We start from the raw sequence: 16,006 nt of genomic DNA on the forward strand, positions 1-16,006 counted from the left end.
CCGGGGTCCGCTTCGTCGCCTCAAAACACAACCACACTCCCCCCCCAGCCCCCCCCCCCCCCCCCCCCCCCCCCCCCCCCCCCCCCCCCCCCCCCCCCCCCCCCCCCCCCCCCCCCCCCCCCGGGTCAGCCGGGCTGGGCCGCGAGGTGCTCCCGCAGGACGGCGACCACCAGTTCGTGGTCGGCGACCTGCGGCAACCCGGAGACCACGACGACGCCGACCGGGCCGACGTCGCGTACCAGCACCGGGAACGCCCCGCCGTGCGCCCGGTAGCGGTCGGGGTCCAGGCCGAACTGCTCCTCGAACGTCGTCCCCTCCTCGCGGGCCCGCTGCCCGACGTAGAGGGAGCTGTGCCCGAACCGGTCGACGACGGCGGCCTTGCGGCGGATCCAGGTGTCGTTGTCCGGCGCCGTCCCCGGCAGGGCGGCGTGGAAGAGCTGGTGGCCGTTCCGGCTGATGTCGACGGCCACCGGCAGCCCCTCGCCGCGGGCCCGGGTGACCAGGGCCAGACCCAGCTCCCAGGCGTCGTCGTTGGAAAAGGAGCGGAACTGCAGTTCCTCCTCCTGGGCGGCGAGCTCGGTCAGCGGTGGGAAGTCGGTCACGGTCACACCTCGGTCACGTCGAAGGTCTGGGTGGGGGAGACATACTCGTCCTGGGCGGCCACCAGCAGGATCTCCCGGGACCCCGCCTCGGCGGTGCGGCGCAGCAGCCCGAACACCGATGCGGCCGCGCGGCCCAGCGACTCGGCGGCCGAACGGGTCTCCAGCCAGTGGGCGAGGAACAGCGCGGCGATCGCATCGCCGGCGCCGTTCACCGAGACCCCGAGGCGGGGGGTGCGCACCCGGTAGTGCCGTCCGCCCTCCGAGGCCAGCAGGTCGACGGCGTCGTCGGGGGTGTCCTCGGCGATCAGCGAGGTGGTGAGCACGACGCGGGGGCCCAGCGCCTGCACCGCGGCGACGGCGTCCTTCACCGACGTCAGCGAGGTGGTGCGGGTGCCGGCGAGCAGGTCGAGCTCGAAGTGGTTGGGGGTGACCAGGTCCGCGGCCGGGACGGCGACCTCGCGCATGAACTCCGGGATGCCCGGCCGGACGAAGACGCCGCGCCCGACGTCACCGATCACCGGGTCGCAGCACCAGACGGCGGCGGGGTTGGCGGCGCGGACCTTCGCGACGGCGCCGATCACCGCGTGGCCGATGTCGGCCGAGCCCATGTAGCCGGACAGCACCGCGTCGCAGCTGCCGAGCACGCCGCGGTCGGCGATGCCCTGCACGACCTCCTCGACGGCCTGGCCGTCGAAGACCCGGCCGGTCCAGGAGCCGTAGCCGGTGTGGTTGGAGAACTGGACGGTGTGCACCGGCCAGACCTCGATGCCCAGCCGCTGCAGCGGGAAGACCGCCGAGGCGTTGCCGGCGTGGCCGTAGGCCACGTGCGACTGGATGGACAGCACGTTCACCATGGGGGAACGGTCGCACACCGGCCGGGGCGCTCGCCCCGGCCGGTGCGCGGGCGGCGGTCAGCCGCGAGGCTGGACCTCGGCCATCGGGCCCCAGCCGGCGAGATCGGCGGAGTCGACGTACATGATCGACGGGGTCGCGGCGATCCAGTCGGGCATCTCGCCGATCGCCTTCTGGAAGTGCGCCGACGAGGTGTGCGTGGCACCGGCCTCGGCATCGGCGAAGCCCTCCACCAGCAGGTAGCTGTTCGGCTCCTCGACGCTGCGCGACCACTCGAACATGACGTTGCCGGGCTCGGCGCGCACCGCGGTGGTGAACTCGGCGACCAGCTCGGGCCAGCGGTCGGCGAACTCGGGGCGGACGGGGAACTTCACGACGATCAGGATCACCGGACCAGGCTAGCCAGCGAGCCCCCGCCACGCTTCCCGCGCGGAAAGCGAGGCGGTTCGGTGCGCTTTCCGCGCGGAGAGCGCACCGGCCCCGTTCAGCCCGGTCCGGTCCCGCCGTCGTCCCGGGCGGCGGCGAGGCGCTCCAGGACCGCGGCCAGCGCCGTCTGCTCCTCGGCGGTGAGCAGGTCGACGAAGTGCGCGCGGACGGTGCGCACGTGCCCCGGCGCGGCCCGGGTGAGCGCCGCCCGCCCCTCGGCGGTCAGGTGCACCATCGTCCCCCGCGCGTCGTCGGGGCACTGGCCGCGGGTGAGCAGGCCGCGCTTCTCCATCCGGCGCAGCTGGTGGGCCAGCCGGCTGGACTCCCAGCCGATCTCGCGGGCGAGCTCCCGGGCCCGCACCGCGTCCTGTGGCGCCTCCGACAGCGAGGCGAGCACCGCGTACTCCGCGGTGGAGAGCCCCTCAGCGGTGAGCTGCCGGTCGACGGCGACGTCCACCGCGCGGCCCAGCGCCAGGAAGGCGCGCCACACCCGCTCCTCCCGCTCGTCCAGCCAGGCGACGTCGTCCATGCCGACGAGGGTAGCCGGCGAGTCGCTGACACGTCAGGAAAACGGCGTACGGTGGTGCGCAGACCACCCGCACGAGAGAGAGGGAGCCCCGTGGCCTTCGAGTTGGGCATCATCACCTTCGGCGAGGTGACCCCGGACCTGTCCACCGGCACGACGCCGTCGCCGCAGACCCGCGTCCGCGAGACGATCGAGCAGGCGGTCCTCGCCGACCAGGTCGGGCTGGACGTCTTCGGCGTGGGGGAGCACCACCGCTCGGACTTCATCGCCTCCTCGCCGGTGCCGCTGCTGTCCGCCGCCGCCGCGCGCACCGAGCGGATCCGGCTGACCAGCGCGGTGACCGTGCTCAGCTCCGACGACCCGGTCCGGGTGTTCCAGGACTTCGCCACCCTCGACCTGATCTCCGGCGGGCGGGCCGAGCTCATCGCCGGGCGCGGCTCCTACACCGAGTCCTTCCCGCTGTTCGGCTACTCGCTGGAGGACTACGCGGAGCTCTTCGCCGAGAAGCTCGACCTGCTGCTGGCCATCCGGGGCACCAACCCGGTCACCTGGTCCGGCCGGCACCGGGCCCCGCTGGTGGCCGCCGACGTCGCCCCGCGCCCGCTGCAGGAGGAGCTGCCGATCTGGGTGGGCGTCGGGGGCACGCCGTCGTCGGCGGTGCGCGCCGGCGCGCTCGGGCTGCCGATGGCGCTGGCCATCCTGCTCGGCCCGGTGAACTCCCACGTGCCGACCGTCGGGTACTACCGGCAGGCGGCGGCCCAGGCCGGGCACGACCCGGCGGCTCTGCCGATCAGCATCAACACCCATGGCTACGTCGGCCGGACCAGCCAGGCGGCGCGGGACACGATGTTCCCGTACTTCTCCGTGGGCATGCGGGAGAACAACCACCAGCGCGGCCGCGGCTTCGACCTGCCGCGACGCGCGTTCGACGCGCAGGCCACCCCCGGCGGCGGCCTCGTCGTGGGCAGCCCGCAGGAGGTCATCGACAAGATCGCCACCTTCGCCGAGCTGTACGGCGTGACCCGCGCCAACGTCCAGCTGGGCTTCGGTGGCGTGCCGCAGCGCGATCACCTGGCCGCGATCGAGCTGTTCGGCACCGAGGTCGCCCCGGTGCTGCGCCGGGAGGTCCGGGTGCCGGCGGGGGCCGGGGCGTGAGCCGGGCGCTGCAGGTCGTCGTCGTCAACGGCAGTCCGCGCACCGAGGGGTCGAAGACGATGGGCCTGGCCGGGGTGGTCACCGACACCCTCGCCGACCTCATGCCGATCGAGGTGCACCGGGTCGACGTGTACGGGCTGGGTGCCGGCTTCACCGGCGCGGTCACCCGCGACGACGTCCCCGCCGACGTCGAGGCGGCGCTGCGGCTGGTCGAGACCGCCGACCTGCTGATCCCCGCGGTGCCGGTCTACCGGGGGTCCTACCCCGGCATGTTCAAGCACCTGTTCGACCTGGTCGACCAGTACGCGCTGGCCAACAAGCCCGTGCTGCTGGTGGCCACCGGCGGCAGCGACCGGCACGCCCTGGTGCTGGAGCACCAGCTGCGGCCGCTGTTCGCCTTCTTCCAGGCGCTGACCGTGCCGGTCGCGTTCTACGCCAACGCCGGCTCCTTCGACGGCGCGCTGGTGCTCGACCCGGAGGTGTACAGCCGGGTGGAGGTCGGCCTGGCCGACGTCGCCGACCTGCTGCGCGCCCGCGCGGGGATCGCGTGAGCGCCGCGCCGTACCGGGTGGCGGTGATCGGCGCCGGGCCGGCCGGGTTCTTCGCCGCCGACGCGCTGAGCCGGCACCGGGAGGTGGCCGTGGAGGTCGACCTGTTCGAGCGGCTGCCGGCGCCGTTCGGGCTGGTCCGCTACGGCGTCGCCCCCGACCACCCCCGGATCACCCGGATGATCACCAGGTCGCTGCACCGGATGGTGGCCCGCGGGGGCATCCGGTTCCTCGGCAACGTGGAGTTCGGCACCGACCTGACGCTGGCGGACCTGCGCTCGGCCTACGACGCGGTCGTGCTCACCACGGGCGCGGACCGCGACGCCGAGCTGCGCGTCCCGGGCGCCGAGCTCCCCGGGTCGCACGGGGCCGCGGAGTTCGTCTCCTGGTACGCCGGTCACCCCGAGGCCCCGCGCGACTGGCCGCTGGAGACCCCGGTCGTCGCCGTCGTCGGGGCCGGCAACGTCGCGCTGGACGTCGCCCGGATGCTGGTCCGCGACGACGCGGGGCTCGCCGACACCGACGTGCCCGACACCGTCCGCGCCCAGCTGGCCGCCAGCGCCGTCACCGACGTGCACCTGCTCGCCCGCCGCGGTCCGGCACAGGCCCGCTTCACGCCGCTGGAGCTGCGCGAACTCGGTGAGGTGCCCGGCGTCGACGTCGTCGTCGACCCCGCCGACCTGCAGTTCGACGACGCGTCGCGCGCGGCCGTGGCCGCATCCCACCAGCTGGCCCAGCTGGTGGAGACGCTCACCGGCTTCGCCACCCAGGACCCGGCGGCCCGGGCCGCGCCGCGGCGGCTGCACCTGCACTTCCTCACCCGACCGGCGCGGCTGCTGGGCACCGACCGGGTGACCGGCGTGGAGCTGGCCCGCACGGCGCTGACCGGCGACGGCACCGTCGTCGACACCGGGGAGACCTCCGTGCTCGACGTGCAGGCGGTCTACCGCGCGGTCGGCTACCGCAGCTCCCCGCTGCCCGGCGTGCCGTTCGACGCCGTCGCCGGGCTCGTGCCCAACGCGGAGGGGCGGGTGCTGGGGCCGGACGGCTCGGCGCTGCCGGGGCTCTACGCCAGCGGCTGGGTGAAGCGCGGGCCGGTCGGCCTGATCGGGCACACCAAGTCCGACGCCGCGGAGACGGTCGGGCACCTGGTCGCCGACCTGCCCGGGCTGCCCCGCGCCGCCCAGCGGGACCCGGAGGCCGTCCCGGCGCTGCTGCGCCGGCGCGGCGTGCACCTGGTCGAGTGGGCCGGCTGGGAGCTGGTGGACGCCTTCGAGCGCTCGCTCGGCGAGCGAGCCGGGCGGGAGCGGGTCAAGGTGGTCGACCGGGCGGAGCTGCTCCGCGCGGCGCGGGGACCGGTCGCGGAGTGACCGCGCCCGCTGCCGGTGCCGGGCTGCTGAGCATCAGCGAGGTGTCCCGGCGCAGCGGGCTCAGCCTGCCGACGCTGCGCTTCTACGAGTCCCGCGGGCTGGTCGCCTCCGTGCGCGGGCCGGGCAACAAGCGGTTCTTCGCCCGGCACGTGCTCCGGCGACTCGCGGTCGTCGCCGCAGCCCAGCGGGTCGGGCTGTCGCTGGCGGAGATCCAGCAGCTGCTCGCGGAGGTGCCCGCCGACCGGGCGCCGACCGCCGAGGAGTGGTCCCGGCTGACCGCCACCTGGCTGGCGCGGGTGGACGAGGCGGTCGCCGGCCTGCAGCGGCTGCGGGTCGACCTCGGCTCGTGCATCGGCTGCGGGTGCCTGTCGCTGGCCACCTGTTCGCTGGTCAACTCCGGGGACGCGGCCGGGGCGCTGGGCGCCGGAGCCCGGTGGCAGACGCCCCGGCGGGCCGCTCGCCCCGACCGACCGGCGCCCGGCTCAGCCCAGGGCGGCGAACGCGCTGCCGTGCCAGACCAGCGGCGCCCGCCCCGGCACGACGTCGAGGTCGAGCACCCGTAGCAGCACGATCAGGTGGTCCCCGGCCGGCAGCTCGGACTCCACCGCGCAGTCGAACCACGCCGTCGCGGGCTCGATGCGCAGCGCGCCGTCGGCGGTGGCGGTCCAGTCGACCGCGTCGAACCGCTCGGGACGGCGCGAGGCGAGGGCTCGCGCCAGCTCGCCCTGCCCCTCGGCGAGCACGCTGATCCCCAGCCGGGGCAGCGCGCGCAGCGCCGGCCAGGTGCGGATGCCGTGCTGGACGCACAGCGACACCAGCGGCGGGTCCAGCGAGACGCCGGTGAAGGTGGAGGCCACCATCGCCAGCGGCGCAGTGCCGTCGAGGGCGCGGTCGATCAGGCCGCCGACGGCGACCACGCCGGTCGGCACCGCCCCGAACGCCCCCCGGAGGGCGCCGGCCGGGACCGCCGCCGTCCGGGGGGCAGGGAGGTCCTTCCTCACGCCGCCTTGGTCTCCCAGAAGATCCTGTCGATCTCGGCGATGGCGTCGAGCAGCTTCTGACCCTCGGCGGGGTCCATGCTGCCCTTGCCGCCGGCGGCGCCGGCCTGCTTGGTGGCCTTGTTGAACAGCTCGTGCAGCTGCGGGTACTTCTCGAAGTGCGGGGGCTTGAAGTAGTCGGTCCACAGCACCCACAGGTGGTGCTTGACCAGGTCGGCCCGCTGCTCCTTGATCAGGATGCAGCGGGTCCGGAAGACCTCGTCGTCACTGGCCTGGTACTTCTCCTGGATCGCCTTCACCGACTCGGCCTCGATGCGGGCCTGGGCCGGGTCGTAGACGCCGCAGGGCAGGTCGCAGTGGGCCGAGACGGTCGTGCGCGAGAACAGCGCGCGGAGTCGGGGCATCGGGGGGCTCCTCTCGGACGGCGCCGACCGGTGCGGCCGGCGTCCGCCTGAGCCAACCCCCTCGAGTGCACATGAGCGCAACCCCGCCGCCCGGCCGGTGGGGCGCGGGCGGCGGGGCGGGGGCTCAGTGCCGGGTGTGCACGTCGTCGGAGGGCTCGCCGAAGACGCCGCCGCGCGCGCCGTGCGTGGAGTGCGACTTGTACTCGGTGTAGGTGTACGGGTTGTCCAGCACCTCGTCGCCGGGGAGGTCCGGGTTCATGCCCGAGGCCCACACCTCCTCGCCGAGGGTCGAGCGCAGGTGCTCCACGGTCGACTCGACGGTGGCGCGCACCGCGGGCAGATCGGCGCCGACCAGGCGGTGCGCGGACTTCACCACCCGGCCGTCGACCAGCACGGTGTGCACGTCGCCCCGCTGCGCCTGGAAGGCCACGTGGCCGTAGGGGTTCAGCAGCGGGAAGGACACCGGGGACGCGTCGTTCTTGATCAGCACGACGTCGGCCTTCTTGCCCACCTCGAGGCTGCCGAGGTCGTCGCGGCCCAGCGCCTTCGCGCCACCGCGGGTGGCCCAGTCGACGACCTGCTCGGCGCGCAGGTGCACGTGGGTGACGGTCTCGCCCTTGGCGTGTGCCTCCAGGTGCTCGCGCGAGCGGTCCGCGCCCAGTGTCGTCCGCATCGCGGAGAACAGGTCGCCGCTCCACCAGACGCTGGTGTCCATCGACAGCGACACCGGGATGTCGTGCCGGCGCACCTGCCAGGTGGGCGGGTACCCCTGCCCGGCGCTCTGCTCGGACTCGGTGGAGACCGAGATCGAGCCGCCGGTCGCGGCGATCCGGTGGTAGGAGTCGGTGGTCAGCGTCGCGGCGTGCACGTACACCGTCTCCGGGGTCATGAAGTCGTTCTCGTGCATGAGCCGGATGCCGTCGTCGTTGGTCGCTCCCCACACGCCGGCGTGGGTGGTCACCGGCAGGCCCAGCTCCCGGGCCACCTCGAAGGCCGCCTTCTCCGGGAACGCCGGGTCACCGGTGACGTCGAAGGCCAACTGCAGGCCGAGCCGGCCCTCGTCGCGGCGCCGGGTGAGGAAGCCCTGCACGGCCGGGTCGGCGGCCCACTCCCACGGCCCGGCCTGGATGTTGCCGTACGCGAGCACGAACCGGCCGGGGACGGCGAGCAGCGCGTCGGCGGCCGCCTCGGCGTGGTCGACCGTCTGCAGGCCGTGCGACCAGTCGACGGTGGTGGTGACGCCGGCCTCCAGCGCGTCCCACGCCGACACCAGGTTGCCCGCGTGCACGTCCTCGGGGCGGAACGCCTTGCCGTGCTCGAGGTAGTACCAGACGAAGTACTGGGTGAGCGTCCAGTCGGCGCCGTAGCCCCGCATCGCGGTCTGCCACATGTGCCGGTGGGTGTCGATCATGCCGGGCATCACGATGCCGCCGGTGGCGTCGATCTCCAGGGTCCCGGCGGGCACCTCGAGGGCGGTGCCGACGGCGGCGATGCGGTCGTCGACCACCAGCACGTCGGCCTCGTGCAGGACGGTGTGTGCGTCGTCCATGGTCAGCACGGTGCCGCCACGCAGCACGACGGGCCGGCCGGCCGGCTGGTCCGCGACTCCGGTGTCGGGATCGGACACGGTTCCTCCAGGGGATCGAGGCTTGCGGACGGGCGTCCGTCCGACGGTCACCACATGCGGGCTCACCTTCTTCGTGGCGCCCGCCACATGTCAAGGGGAGCATGTCGTGTGGGCGCACGGCCGGCGCCGCGCCATCGCCGGGGTTGACACCGGAGGCGCGCCGTCGAAGACTCCGGGCGTCCGCCGGACGGCCGTCCGCATGGCGGCCCCACCGTCGAGGAGTGCCTGTCCCGATGCCCGAGCACCCCGGTCCGCCCAGCGCCGCCCCCCGTCCGGGCCCGCTCAGCGGCCTGCTGGTCGCCGACTTCTCCCGGATCCTGGCCGGCCCCTACGCGACCATGCTGCTGGCCGACCTCGGGGCGGAGGTGGTCAAGGTGGAGGGCCCCAACGGCGACGACACCCGCACCTGGCAGCCGCCGGTGCGCGAGGGCATCTCCACCTACTACCTGGGCGTCAACCGCAACAAGCGGTCCATCGCCCTGGACCTGAAGGACCCCGACGACGTCGCCGTGGCGCGCGAGCTGGCCCGGCGCGCCGACGTCGTCGTGGAGAACTTCAAGACCGGCGGCCTGGCCCGCTTCGGCCTGGACTACGCGACGGTCAGCGCGACCAACCCAGCGGTCGTCTACGCCTCGATCACCGGGTTCGGCAGCCAGCCCGGCGGCGCCGAGCTGCCCGGCTACGACCTCATCGTGCAGGCGATCTCGGGGCTGATGAGCCTCACCGGCGACCCCGACGGCGACCCGTACCGGGCCGGCATCTCGGTGTTCGACGTGATGGCCGGGCTGCACGCCACCATCGGCGTCCTGTCCGCCCTCAACGCCCGGCACGAGACCGGCCGCGGGCAGCACGTGGAGGTGAACCTGCTGTCCTCGGCGCTGTCCGGGCTGGTCAACCACGCCAGCGCTGTGGTGGCCGGCGGGGTGGTGCCGTTCCGGATGGGCAACAGCCACCCCAGCCTGTTCCCCTACGAGCCCCTGCCGTGCTCGGACGGCGACCTGATCATCACCGCCGGCAACAACGGGCAGTTCCGCAAGCTGGTCGAGGTGCTCGGTGTGCCCGAGCTCGCCGACGACCCGCGGTTCAGCCGCAACGAGGACCGCACCGCCAACCGGGACGAGCTCCGCCCGCTGCTGGTCGAGCGGCTGCGCACGCGCACCAAGGACGAGTGGTTCGCCGAGATCATCGCCGCGGGCGTCCCGTGTGGTCCCATCAACACCGTGGACCAGGGAGTCGCGTTCGCCGAGCGGATCGGGCTGGACCCGGTCGTGTCGGTCGGCGACGGCAGCTCGGCCGTCCCCTCGGTCCGCAACCCGATCACCTTCTCCGCCACCCCGGCCGACTACCGGCTGCCCCCGCCCGGGCTGGACGAGCACGGCGCGGAGCTCCGGCGCTGGCTGACCGGGCCGCGGGAGGACGCGCGATGAGCGACCGCCCCGAGTACCCCACCGCGCTGGGGGCCTCGAGCCTGGAGTCGATCACCCTGCTCGGCACCGACCTCGCCCGCGACGTCATGGGCTCGGTGGGCTTCGGCGAGCTGGCGTTCTGGCTGGCCACCCAGCGCCGTCCCACCCCGGGGGAGACCCGCGTCTTCGAGGCGGTGCTGGCGGCGCTCGCCGACCACGGCTTCACCCCGACGGCGATCGTCACCCGCCTGACCTGGCTGTCCGCGCCCGACTCGGTGCAGGGCGCGCTGGCCGCCGGACTGCTCGGCGGCGGCTCGCGCTTCCTCGGTGTCACCGAGGACTGCGGCCGGTTCCTGCACGAGGTGCTCACCGGCGTGGACGGCGACCTGCCCACCGACGACGCCGGCTGGGACGCCCTGGCCCTGGAGACCGTCACCGCGCAGCGCGCCGCCCGGCGGTTCGTGCCGGGGCTCGGCCACCACGTGCACAAGCAGGGCGACCCGCGCACCCCGCGGCTGTTCGAGATCGCCGCGGAGGAGGGCCTCTACGGCCCGCACCTGTCGCTGTTCGCCGCCATCGGCCGGGTGCACCCCCAGGTGCTCGGCAAGACCCTGCCGCTCAACGGCGCCGGCGTCTGCGGTGCCGCGCTCGCCGACCTCGGCCTGCCGCTGGAGCTGCTGCGCGGTTTCGCGCTGCTGGCCCGCACCGCCGGGCTCATCGGCCAGCTGGCCGAGGAGCTGCGCCACCCGGTGGCCAACGACGTCTTCCTCTCCGTCGACCTGAACAACCGGTCCGTCGACCCCGACCCGTACGTCCCCGACGCTCTTCCGTCCATTCCTCCTCCTACTCAGACCAACGGAGGTACTCATGGCTGAGCTGGCCGCGGTCATCGCGTCCACCCACCACCCGTTCTACTACCGGGCCAAGACGTCGACCGGTGCCGACCGGCCGCCGTTCGCCGACGAGTGGGTGGCCAAGCAGGAGGCGTTCGCCGAGACGCTCAACCGCGCCGAGCCCGACGTGCTGGTGATGGTCGGCAGCGACCACTTCCACCAGTTGTGGCTGGACAACATGCCGCAGTTCCTCGTCGGCAAGGCGCCTTTCTTCGACGCCAACTGGTACAACGAGGAACGCGAGTTCGGCCTGCCGAAGATGACCCTGCGTGGTCAGGAGGACCTGGCCGCGCACATCCTCCGCACCGGGCTGGACGACGGGTTCGACCTGGCCTTCAGCAACGAGCTGCGGATCGACCACAGCGTCACCTGCCCGATCATCGCGCTGCGGCCGGAGGCCGACCTGCCGATCGTGCCGGTGTACACGAACATCTTCGCCCCGCCGCTGCCGCAGCCGAAGCGGTTCGTCCAGCTCGGCAAGGCGCTGCGCACCTGGGTCGAGTCCTGGGAGTCCGACCAGCGCGTGGCGATCATCGGCACCGGCCACCTCAGCCTCGAGCTCGGCGGGCCGCGCCAGTTCGGGGAGCACGGGCCCGACCCGGAGTTCGACCGCAAGGCCGTCGAGTGGATCGCCAGCGGCGACATCGAGGGCTGCCTGGCCGAGGTCTCGCTGGAGTCGCTGCACCACCCGGGCAACGCCACCCACGGCTTCATGGACTTCATGCTGATGATGGGCGTCGCCGGGGAGGGCCAGAAGGCCGACCACGTGGACAGCCTGGACCTGTTCCACACCATGGAGGCCTACTTCACCTGGTACCCCAACGGGGCACCGGCTGCGACGGCGCAGCGCGGGACGGAGGCGCAGGCGTGAGCAAGTACCTGCTGGACAAGTTCCTCTACACCGTCGACCGCGACCCCGAGCTGGTCGAGCGGTACCGCGAGGACCCGGCCGGAACCGTCGAGTGGTGGGAGCGCGAGCGGGCGAACCAACTGCTCAACTGCATCGTCGACGAGAAGACGACCTGGCTGGCGTTCACCGAGGAGGAGCGGCGGGCGCTGCGCGAGCACGACCACGTGGCACTGTTCCAGCTGGGGGCGCACCCGTTCCTCACGCTGACCCTGTTCATCGCCATGTTCGAGCGCGACCACGGGCCGCTGGAGTACCAGAAGGCCTACGGCAGGGCGATGCAGCACATCTCCATGCCGTACCCGGACATCGCGACCTGACGTGCGGGCCACCTGACGTGCGCGCGGTCCTGGTGCAGGAGCCGGGCCGGCCGCCGGTGGTGGGGGAGCACCCCGCCCCGGGAGCCGGCCCGGGGTCGACGACGGTGCGGGTGACCGCGGCGCCGGTGGTCCCGCTGGACCTGCTGTGCGCCTCGGGCACCTCCTACTTCGGGCGCCCGGCGGTGCCCTACGTCCCGGGCGTGCAGGGCGTCGGGGTGGTCGAGGAGTCGGGCGCGCTGGCGGCCGGCACCCGGGTCTGGTTCGCCACCTCCGCGGGCATGGCGCCCGCTGACGGCAGCCTCGCCGAGCGGTGCGCCGTCCCGGACGCCGACGTGGTGCCGCTGCCCGACGGGGTGCCCGACGCCGTGCCCGACGCCATGGTGGCGGCCCTCGGCCTGTCCGCCGTCGCCGCGTGGATGTCGCTGACCTGGCGCGCCCGGCTGCAGCCGGGGGAGACGGTGCTGGTGCTCGGCGCCGGCGGGGCGGTCGGCCAGGTCGCCGTCGGCGCCGCCCGGGCACTGGGCGCCGGCCGGGTGGTGGGGCTGTGCCGGTCCGACGCCGCCGCGGAGCGGGCCTCCCGCGCCGGCGCCGACGAGGTGGTGCGCACCGGCGGGGACGTCGCCGCGCTCACCGAACGGCTCGGCGCCGCGTGCGGAGGCGCGGTGGACGTCGTCGTCGACCCGGTCTTCGGCGAGGCGGCCACCGCGGCCAGCCGGGTGCTCGCCTCCGGCGGCCGGCTGGTGAACCTGGGCGGCTCCGGCTCCGACGCCGCCGAGTTCTCCTCCGCGGTGCTGCGCAGCCGCACCGCGGACGTGCTCGGCTACACGAACAACGCGCTGACCGCGGAGCAGCGGGCCGCGGCGCTGACCGCAGTGCTCGGGCACGCGGCGGCCGGCGCGCTGGGCGTCGACCACGAGGTGCTGCCGCTGGAACGCGCGCCCGAGGCGTGGGCGGCCACCGCCGCCGGCGGCGGGCGACGGCAGGTGCTGCTCCCCGCCTGACTCCCGGGGGTCAGGCGGTGCCGCGGGCTCCGCCGGTGCGGGGCTCGGTGGGACGGGTCATGGTCACGTGCGGGCGCGACTGCCACAGCGCCCATTCGGCGCTGACCTCACCGGCGGTGCGCAGCAGCCGCGGCAGGTGCTCGCCGAGCAGCCGGTCGGTGCTGGTCTCCGCGGCGTGCACGGTCACGTTCATCGCGGCGCGCACGGCGCCGGAGCCGTCGCGGACCGGGACGGCGACCGAGCGGACACCGGGCGCCAGCTCCTCGTCGGCCAGCGCCCAGCCCCGCGCCCGCACCTCGGTGAGCTCGCTGTGCAGCTGCTCGGCCGAGGAGCCGATGTAGGGCGGCAGCCCGGCACGGCTGGGCTGGGCGAGCACGGTGTCCAGCTCGGCGGGGGAGAGGGCGGCCAGCAGCACCTTGCCCTGCGACGTCTGCGCCGCTGGGAAGCGGGTGCCGATCTCCACGCGCAGCGCGATCAGCTTCGGCACGGCGACCCGGGCGACGTAGACGATGTCCGAGCCGTCGAGCTGGGCCATCGACGACGACTCCCCGGTCTGGGCGACCAGGTTCTCCAGGTGCGGCCGGGCGATCTCCCACAGGCCCAGTGCACCGACGTAGGCCATGCCGAGGGTGAGCACCTTCGGGGTCAGCTGGAACCCGTTCCCGGCGGTGCGGACGAACCCCAGCTCCTCGAGCGTGAGCAGCAACCGCCGGGCGGTGGGCCGGGCCAGCCCGGCCGCGGTGGCCACCTCGCTCAGCGTCATCGTCGGCCGATCGGCGCCGAAGCACGCCAGCACGTCGAGCCCGCGCGCGAGGGCCTCCACGAAGTCCGGCCCGCTGCCGCGCCCTGCCATCGGTGGCCCCCTTCCGTCGTCCGGCCGCGCTCAGGATGGCACGGGGTGGACGGGCGGTCACCCCTGCGGACGCACCAACGGACAGTCGTCCGTTCAACTATCGCGTCGTCCGTGCCGGTACGGCGAAGGCGTGTGACCCTTGACACACCGAGCGGGTGTCGGTAGGCCTGAGGCGGCCGTATCACGGACCGCCGTACGCACCACCCTCGCAGCCCCCGGGAGATGCAGATGAGCGCTGGCGGAGCCGACGTCGAGACCGACGTGCTCGTGGTCGGATCAGGCCCGGCGGGTGCGTCGGCCGCGCTCTTCCTGGCCAGCTACGGCACCCGCACCGTGCTGGTCACCAAGTACAGCCGGCTGTCGGACACCCCCCGCGCGCACATCACCAACCAGCGCACGATGGAGGCGATGCGCGACATGGGCGTCGAGGAGACGCTGCTTGCGCTGGCCACCCCGTGGGAGCAGATGGGCAACACCACCTTCTGCACCAGCCTCGCCGGTGAGGAACTGGGCCGGATCCCCTCCTGGGGCACCGACACCGTGCGCCACGCCGACTACGAGCTGGCCAGCCCCTGCACCATGCTCGACGCGCCGCAGACGATCACCGAGCCGGTGCTGGCCAAGGCCGCCCAGGAGCGGGGCGCCCGGCTGCGGTTCGACACCGAGTACCTGCGCCACGTGCAGGACGACGACGGTGTGACGACGACGGTGCGCGACCGGCTGACCGGTGCCGAGTACACGATCCGGTCGCAGTACCTGGTCGGCGCCGACGGCGCGCGCAGCGCCGTCGCCGCCGACCTCGACCTGCCCTTCGAGGGCCCCGGTGCGGTGGCCGGCGCGCTGAGCATCGTCTTCCGGGCCGACCTCACCCACCTGGTCGCGCACCGCCCCTCGGTCCTGTACTGGATGCTGCAGCCCGGCGCGGAGAAGGAGGGCGTCGGCCTCGGCGTGCTGCGGATGATCAAGCCGTGGACCGAGTGGATGCTGATGTGGGGCTACGAGGTCGCCGCCGGGCCGCCCACGCTCACCGACGACGTCGTCCGGGAGCTCGCCGTGGCCCTGGTGGGCACCGACGACTTCGAGATGGAGGTGACCTCCCGCTCGCCGTGGACGGTGAACCACCACTTCGCCACCACGCTGTCCCAGGGGCGGGTGTTCTGCGCCGGTGACGCGGTGCACCGGCACCCGCCGACGAACGGACTGGGCTCCAACACCTCCATTCAGGACTCCTACAACCTGGCCTGGAAGCTCGCGCACGTGGTGGCCGGCACGGCCTCGCCCCAGCTGCTGGACAGCTACGACGCCGAGCGGGCGCCGATCGCCCGGCAGATCGTCGAGCGGGCCAACCAGAGCATCGCCGACACCGGGCGCATCCTCGCCGCCCTCGACCTGACCGACACGACCGACGTCGACCGGCTGGCGCAGCAGCTCGCGCTGCGCAAGGCGCCGGGGCCGGAGGGGGAGGAGGTGCGGGCGGCGCTGCGGGAGGCGATCGCCTACAAGGCGCACGAGTTCGACGCGCACGGTGTCGAGCACAACCAGCGCTACGCCTCCGGCGCCGTCGTGCCCGACGGGACGCCGATGCCGGCGTACCGACGGGACCCGGTGCTCTACGCCCAGCCCACCACGTGGCCCGGCGCCAAGCTGCCGCACACCTGGGTGACCCGGGCCGGCCACCGGGTGTCGACCCTCGACCTGGTCGGCTCCGGCCGGTTCAGCGTGGTCACCGGGATCGGTGGGCGCCCGTGGGTGGACGCGGCGGCCGCCCTGGGGGAGGAGCTGGGGCTCTCGATCACCCCGGTGTCGATCGGGCCGGGGGAGCCGTTCGAGGACCCTTACGGCACCTGGGCGGAACGACGGGAGATCGGCGACGCGGGGGTGCTCCTGGTGCGGCCGGACTGCTACGTCGCCGCCCGCCACCTCGATGCGCCGGAGTCGGCCGGGCAGGCCGCCGACTGGCTGCGGACGGCGCTGACCACTGTGCTCGGGAGGGCGTGACCCTCCCGAGCACGGCGGCCGGGGTGGTGCGGCCGGGGGGGGGGGGGGCGGGGGGGGGGGGGGGGCGGGGGGGGCGGGGGGCGGGGGGGCGGGGGCGGGGCGGGGGGGGGGCCACTGCAC

The 16,006-nt window shown here is 74.3% G+C and carries 18 protein-coding genes; 10 read left to right on the forward strand and 8 right to left on the reverse strand.

Annotated elements, in window-relative coordinates:
* Positions 1-125: 125 nt before the first annotated feature.
* The 4 genes from ACI783_RS19295 to ACI783_RS19310 form a co-directional block, all read right to left on the reverse strand.
* The gene (locus ACI783_RS19295) at positions 126-602 is read right to left on the reverse strand and encodes a heme-degrading domain-containing protein (protein ID WP_457141950.1); all 477 of its coding nucleotides are present in this window, start codon (positions 600-602) and stop codon (positions 126-128) included.
* A 2-nt stretch (positions 603-604) separates the two neighbouring features.
* Complete coding sequence (gene pdxY / locus ACI783_RS19300) at positions 605-1,456, reverse strand: pyridoxal kinase PdxY (RefSeq protein ID WP_457141951.1); 852 nt, start codon at positions 1,454-1,456, stop codon at positions 605-607.
* A gap of 57 nt (positions 1,457-1,513) precedes the next feature.
* Positions 1,514-1,843, reverse strand: a complete 330-nt coding sequence (locus ACI783_RS19305) for a putative quinol monooxygenase (protein ID WP_457141952.1) — start codon at positions 1,841-1,843, stop codon at positions 1,514-1,516.
* A gap of 95 nt (positions 1,844-1,938) precedes the next feature.
* Complete coding sequence (locus ACI783_RS19310) at positions 1,939-2,409, reverse strand: MarR family winged helix-turn-helix transcriptional regulator (protein ID WP_457141953.1); 471 nt, start codon at positions 2,407-2,409, stop codon at positions 1,939-1,941.
* A 90-nt stretch (positions 2,410-2,499) separates the two neighbouring features.
* Here ACI783_RS19310 and ACI783_RS19315 point away from each other — a divergent pair, with 90 nt between their 5' ends.
* From ACI783_RS19315 to soxR, 4 genes are read left to right on the forward strand one after another with little or no spacing between them, the layout of a single operon-like run.
* On the forward strand, positions 2,500-3,561 hold the full coding sequence (locus tag ACI783_RS19315) for an LLM class flavin-dependent oxidoreductase (RefSeq protein ID WP_457141954.1): 1,062 nt from the start codon (positions 2,500-2,502) through the stop codon (positions 3,559-3,561).
* Entirely contained in the window at positions 3,558-4,112 is a 555-nt protein-coding gene (locus ACI783_RS19320) for an NAD(P)H-dependent oxidoreductase (protein WP_457141955.1), read from the forward strand. Before ACI783_RS19315 ends, ACI783_RS19320 begins: the two co-directional genes overlap by 4 nt.
* Positions 4,109-5,479 carry an FAD-dependent oxidoreductase gene (locus ACI783_RS19325; RefSeq protein ID WP_457141956.1) on the forward strand — a complete coding sequence of 457 codons (1,371 nt, stop codon included), beginning with the start codon at positions 4,109-4,111 and terminating at the stop codon, positions 5,477-5,479. The genes ACI783_RS19320 and ACI783_RS19325 overlap by 4 nt, the downstream gene beginning before the upstream one ends.
* Complete coding sequence (gene soxR, locus ACI783_RS19330) at positions 5,476-6,042, forward strand: redox-sensitive transcriptional activator SoxR (protein ID WP_457141957.1); 567 nt, start codon at positions 5,476-5,478, stop codon at positions 6,040-6,042. The genes ACI783_RS19325 and soxR overlap by 4 nt, the downstream gene beginning before the upstream one ends.
* On the opposite strand, the gene ACI783_RS19335 is transcribed toward soxR, so the two are convergent.
* From ACI783_RS19335 to ACI783_RS19345, 3 genes are all read right to left on the reverse strand, one after another.
* Positions 5,962-6,480 (reverse strand): flavin reductase family protein, encoded by a 519-nt coding sequence (locus tag ACI783_RS19335; protein ID WP_457141958.1) that lies wholly within the window; start codon positions 6,478-6,480, stop codon positions 5,962-5,964. The two genes, soxR and ACI783_RS19335, sit on opposite strands and share 81 nt — an antisense overlap.
* Entirely contained in the window at positions 6,477-6,881 is a 405-nt protein-coding gene (sodN, locus tag ACI783_RS19340; protein ID WP_457141959.1) for a superoxide dismutase, Ni, read from the reverse strand. Before sodN ends, ACI783_RS19335 begins: the two co-directional genes overlap by 4 nt.
* Before the next feature lie 124 nt (positions 6,882-7,005).
* On the reverse strand, positions 7,006-8,508 hold the full coding sequence (locus ACI783_RS19345) for an amidohydrolase family protein (protein WP_457141960.1): 1,503 nt from the start codon (positions 8,506-8,508) through the stop codon (positions 7,006-7,008).
* A 233-nt stretch (positions 8,509-8,741) separates the two neighbouring features.
* Here ACI783_RS19345 and ACI783_RS19350 point away from each other — a divergent pair, with 233 nt between their 5' ends.
* The 5 genes from ACI783_RS19350 to ACI783_RS19370 are packed head-to-tail and all read left to right on the forward strand — an operon-like array spanning position 8,742 to position 13,035.
* Positions 8,742-9,935 (forward strand): CaiB/BaiF CoA transferase family protein, encoded by a 1,194-nt coding sequence (locus ACI783_RS19350; RefSeq protein WP_457141961.1) that lies wholly within the window; start codon positions 8,742-8,744, stop codon positions 9,933-9,935.
* The gene (locus ACI783_RS19355) at positions 9,932-10,789 is read left to right on the forward strand and encodes a citryl-CoA lyase (RefSeq protein ID WP_457141962.1); all 858 of its coding nucleotides are present in this window, start codon (positions 9,932-9,934) and stop codon (positions 10,787-10,789) included. Before ACI783_RS19350 ends, ACI783_RS19355 begins: the two co-directional genes overlap by 4 nt.
* Positions 10,782-11,678 carry a DODA-type extradiol aromatic ring-opening family dioxygenase gene (locus ACI783_RS19360; protein WP_457141963.1) on the forward strand — a complete coding sequence of 299 codons (897 nt, stop codon included), beginning with the start codon at positions 10,782-10,784 and terminating at the stop codon, positions 11,676-11,678. The genes ACI783_RS19355 and ACI783_RS19360 overlap by 8 nt, the downstream gene beginning before the upstream one ends.
* The gene (locus tag ACI783_RS19365) at positions 11,675-12,034 is read left to right on the forward strand and encodes a hypothetical protein (protein WP_457078909.1); all 360 of its coding nucleotides are present in this window, start codon (positions 11,675-11,677) and stop codon (positions 12,032-12,034) included. Before ACI783_RS19360 ends, ACI783_RS19365 begins: the two co-directional genes overlap by 4 nt.
* A gap of 17 nt (positions 12,035-12,051) precedes the next feature.
* Entirely contained in the window at positions 12,052-13,035 is a 984-nt protein-coding gene (locus tag ACI783_RS19370) for a quinone oxidoreductase family protein (RefSeq protein WP_457141964.1), read from the forward strand.
* Positions 13,036-13,045: 10 nt separating this feature from the next.
* Here ACI783_RS19370 and ACI783_RS19375 read toward each other — a convergent pair whose 3' ends face one another.
* Complete coding sequence (locus ACI783_RS19375) at positions 13,046-13,888, reverse strand: IclR family transcriptional regulator domain-containing protein (protein ID WP_457141965.1); 843 nt, start codon at positions 13,886-13,888, stop codon at positions 13,046-13,048.
* Positions 13,889-14,116: 228 nt separating this feature from the next.
* Here ACI783_RS19375 and ACI783_RS19380 point away from each other — a divergent pair, with 228 nt between their 5' ends.
* On the forward strand, positions 14,117-15,886 hold the full coding sequence (locus tag ACI783_RS19380) for an FAD-dependent oxidoreductase (protein WP_457141966.1): 1,770 nt from the start codon (positions 14,117-14,119) through the stop codon (positions 15,884-15,886).
* Positions 15,887-16,006: the final 120 nt, after the last annotated feature.

The sequence above is a fragment of the Modestobacter sp. SYSU DS0511 genome (genome assembly GCF_054050755.1).

Excerpts from the sequence above, each read along its gene's own strand:
- pdxY (WP_457141951.1), bottom strand. The coding sequence starts at position 1,456 with ATGGTGAACGTGCTGTCCATCCAGTCGCACGTGGCCTACGGCCACGCC.
- ACI783_RS19310 (WP_457141953.1), bottom strand. The coding sequence starts at position 2,409 with ATGGACGACGTCGCCTGGCTGGACGAGCGGGAGGAGCGGGTGTGGCGC.
- sodN (WP_457141959.1), bottom strand. The coding sequence starts at position 6,881 with ATGCCCCGACTCCGCGCGCTGTTCTCGCGCACGACCGTCTCGGCCCAC.
- ACI783_RS19350 (WP_457141961.1), top strand. The coding sequence starts at position 8,742 with ATGCCCGAGCACCCCGGTCCGCCCAGCGCCGCCCCCCGTCCGGGCCCG.
- ACI783_RS19355 (WP_457141962.1), top strand. The coding sequence starts at position 9,932 with ATGAGCGACCGCCCCGAGTACCCCACCGCGCTGGGGGCCTCGAGCCTG.
- ACI783_RS19360 (WP_457141963.1), top strand. The coding sequence starts at position 10,782 with ATGGCTGAGCTGGCCGCGGTCATCGCGTCCACCCACCACCCGTTCTAC.
- ACI783_RS19375 (WP_457141965.1), bottom strand. The coding sequence starts at position 13,888 with ATGGCAGGGCGCGGCAGCGGGCCGGACTTCGTGGAGGCCCTCGCGCGC.
- ACI783_RS19380 (WP_457141966.1), top strand. The coding sequence starts at position 14,117 with ATGAGCGCTGGCGGAGCCGACGTCGAGACCGACGTGCTCGTGGTCGGA.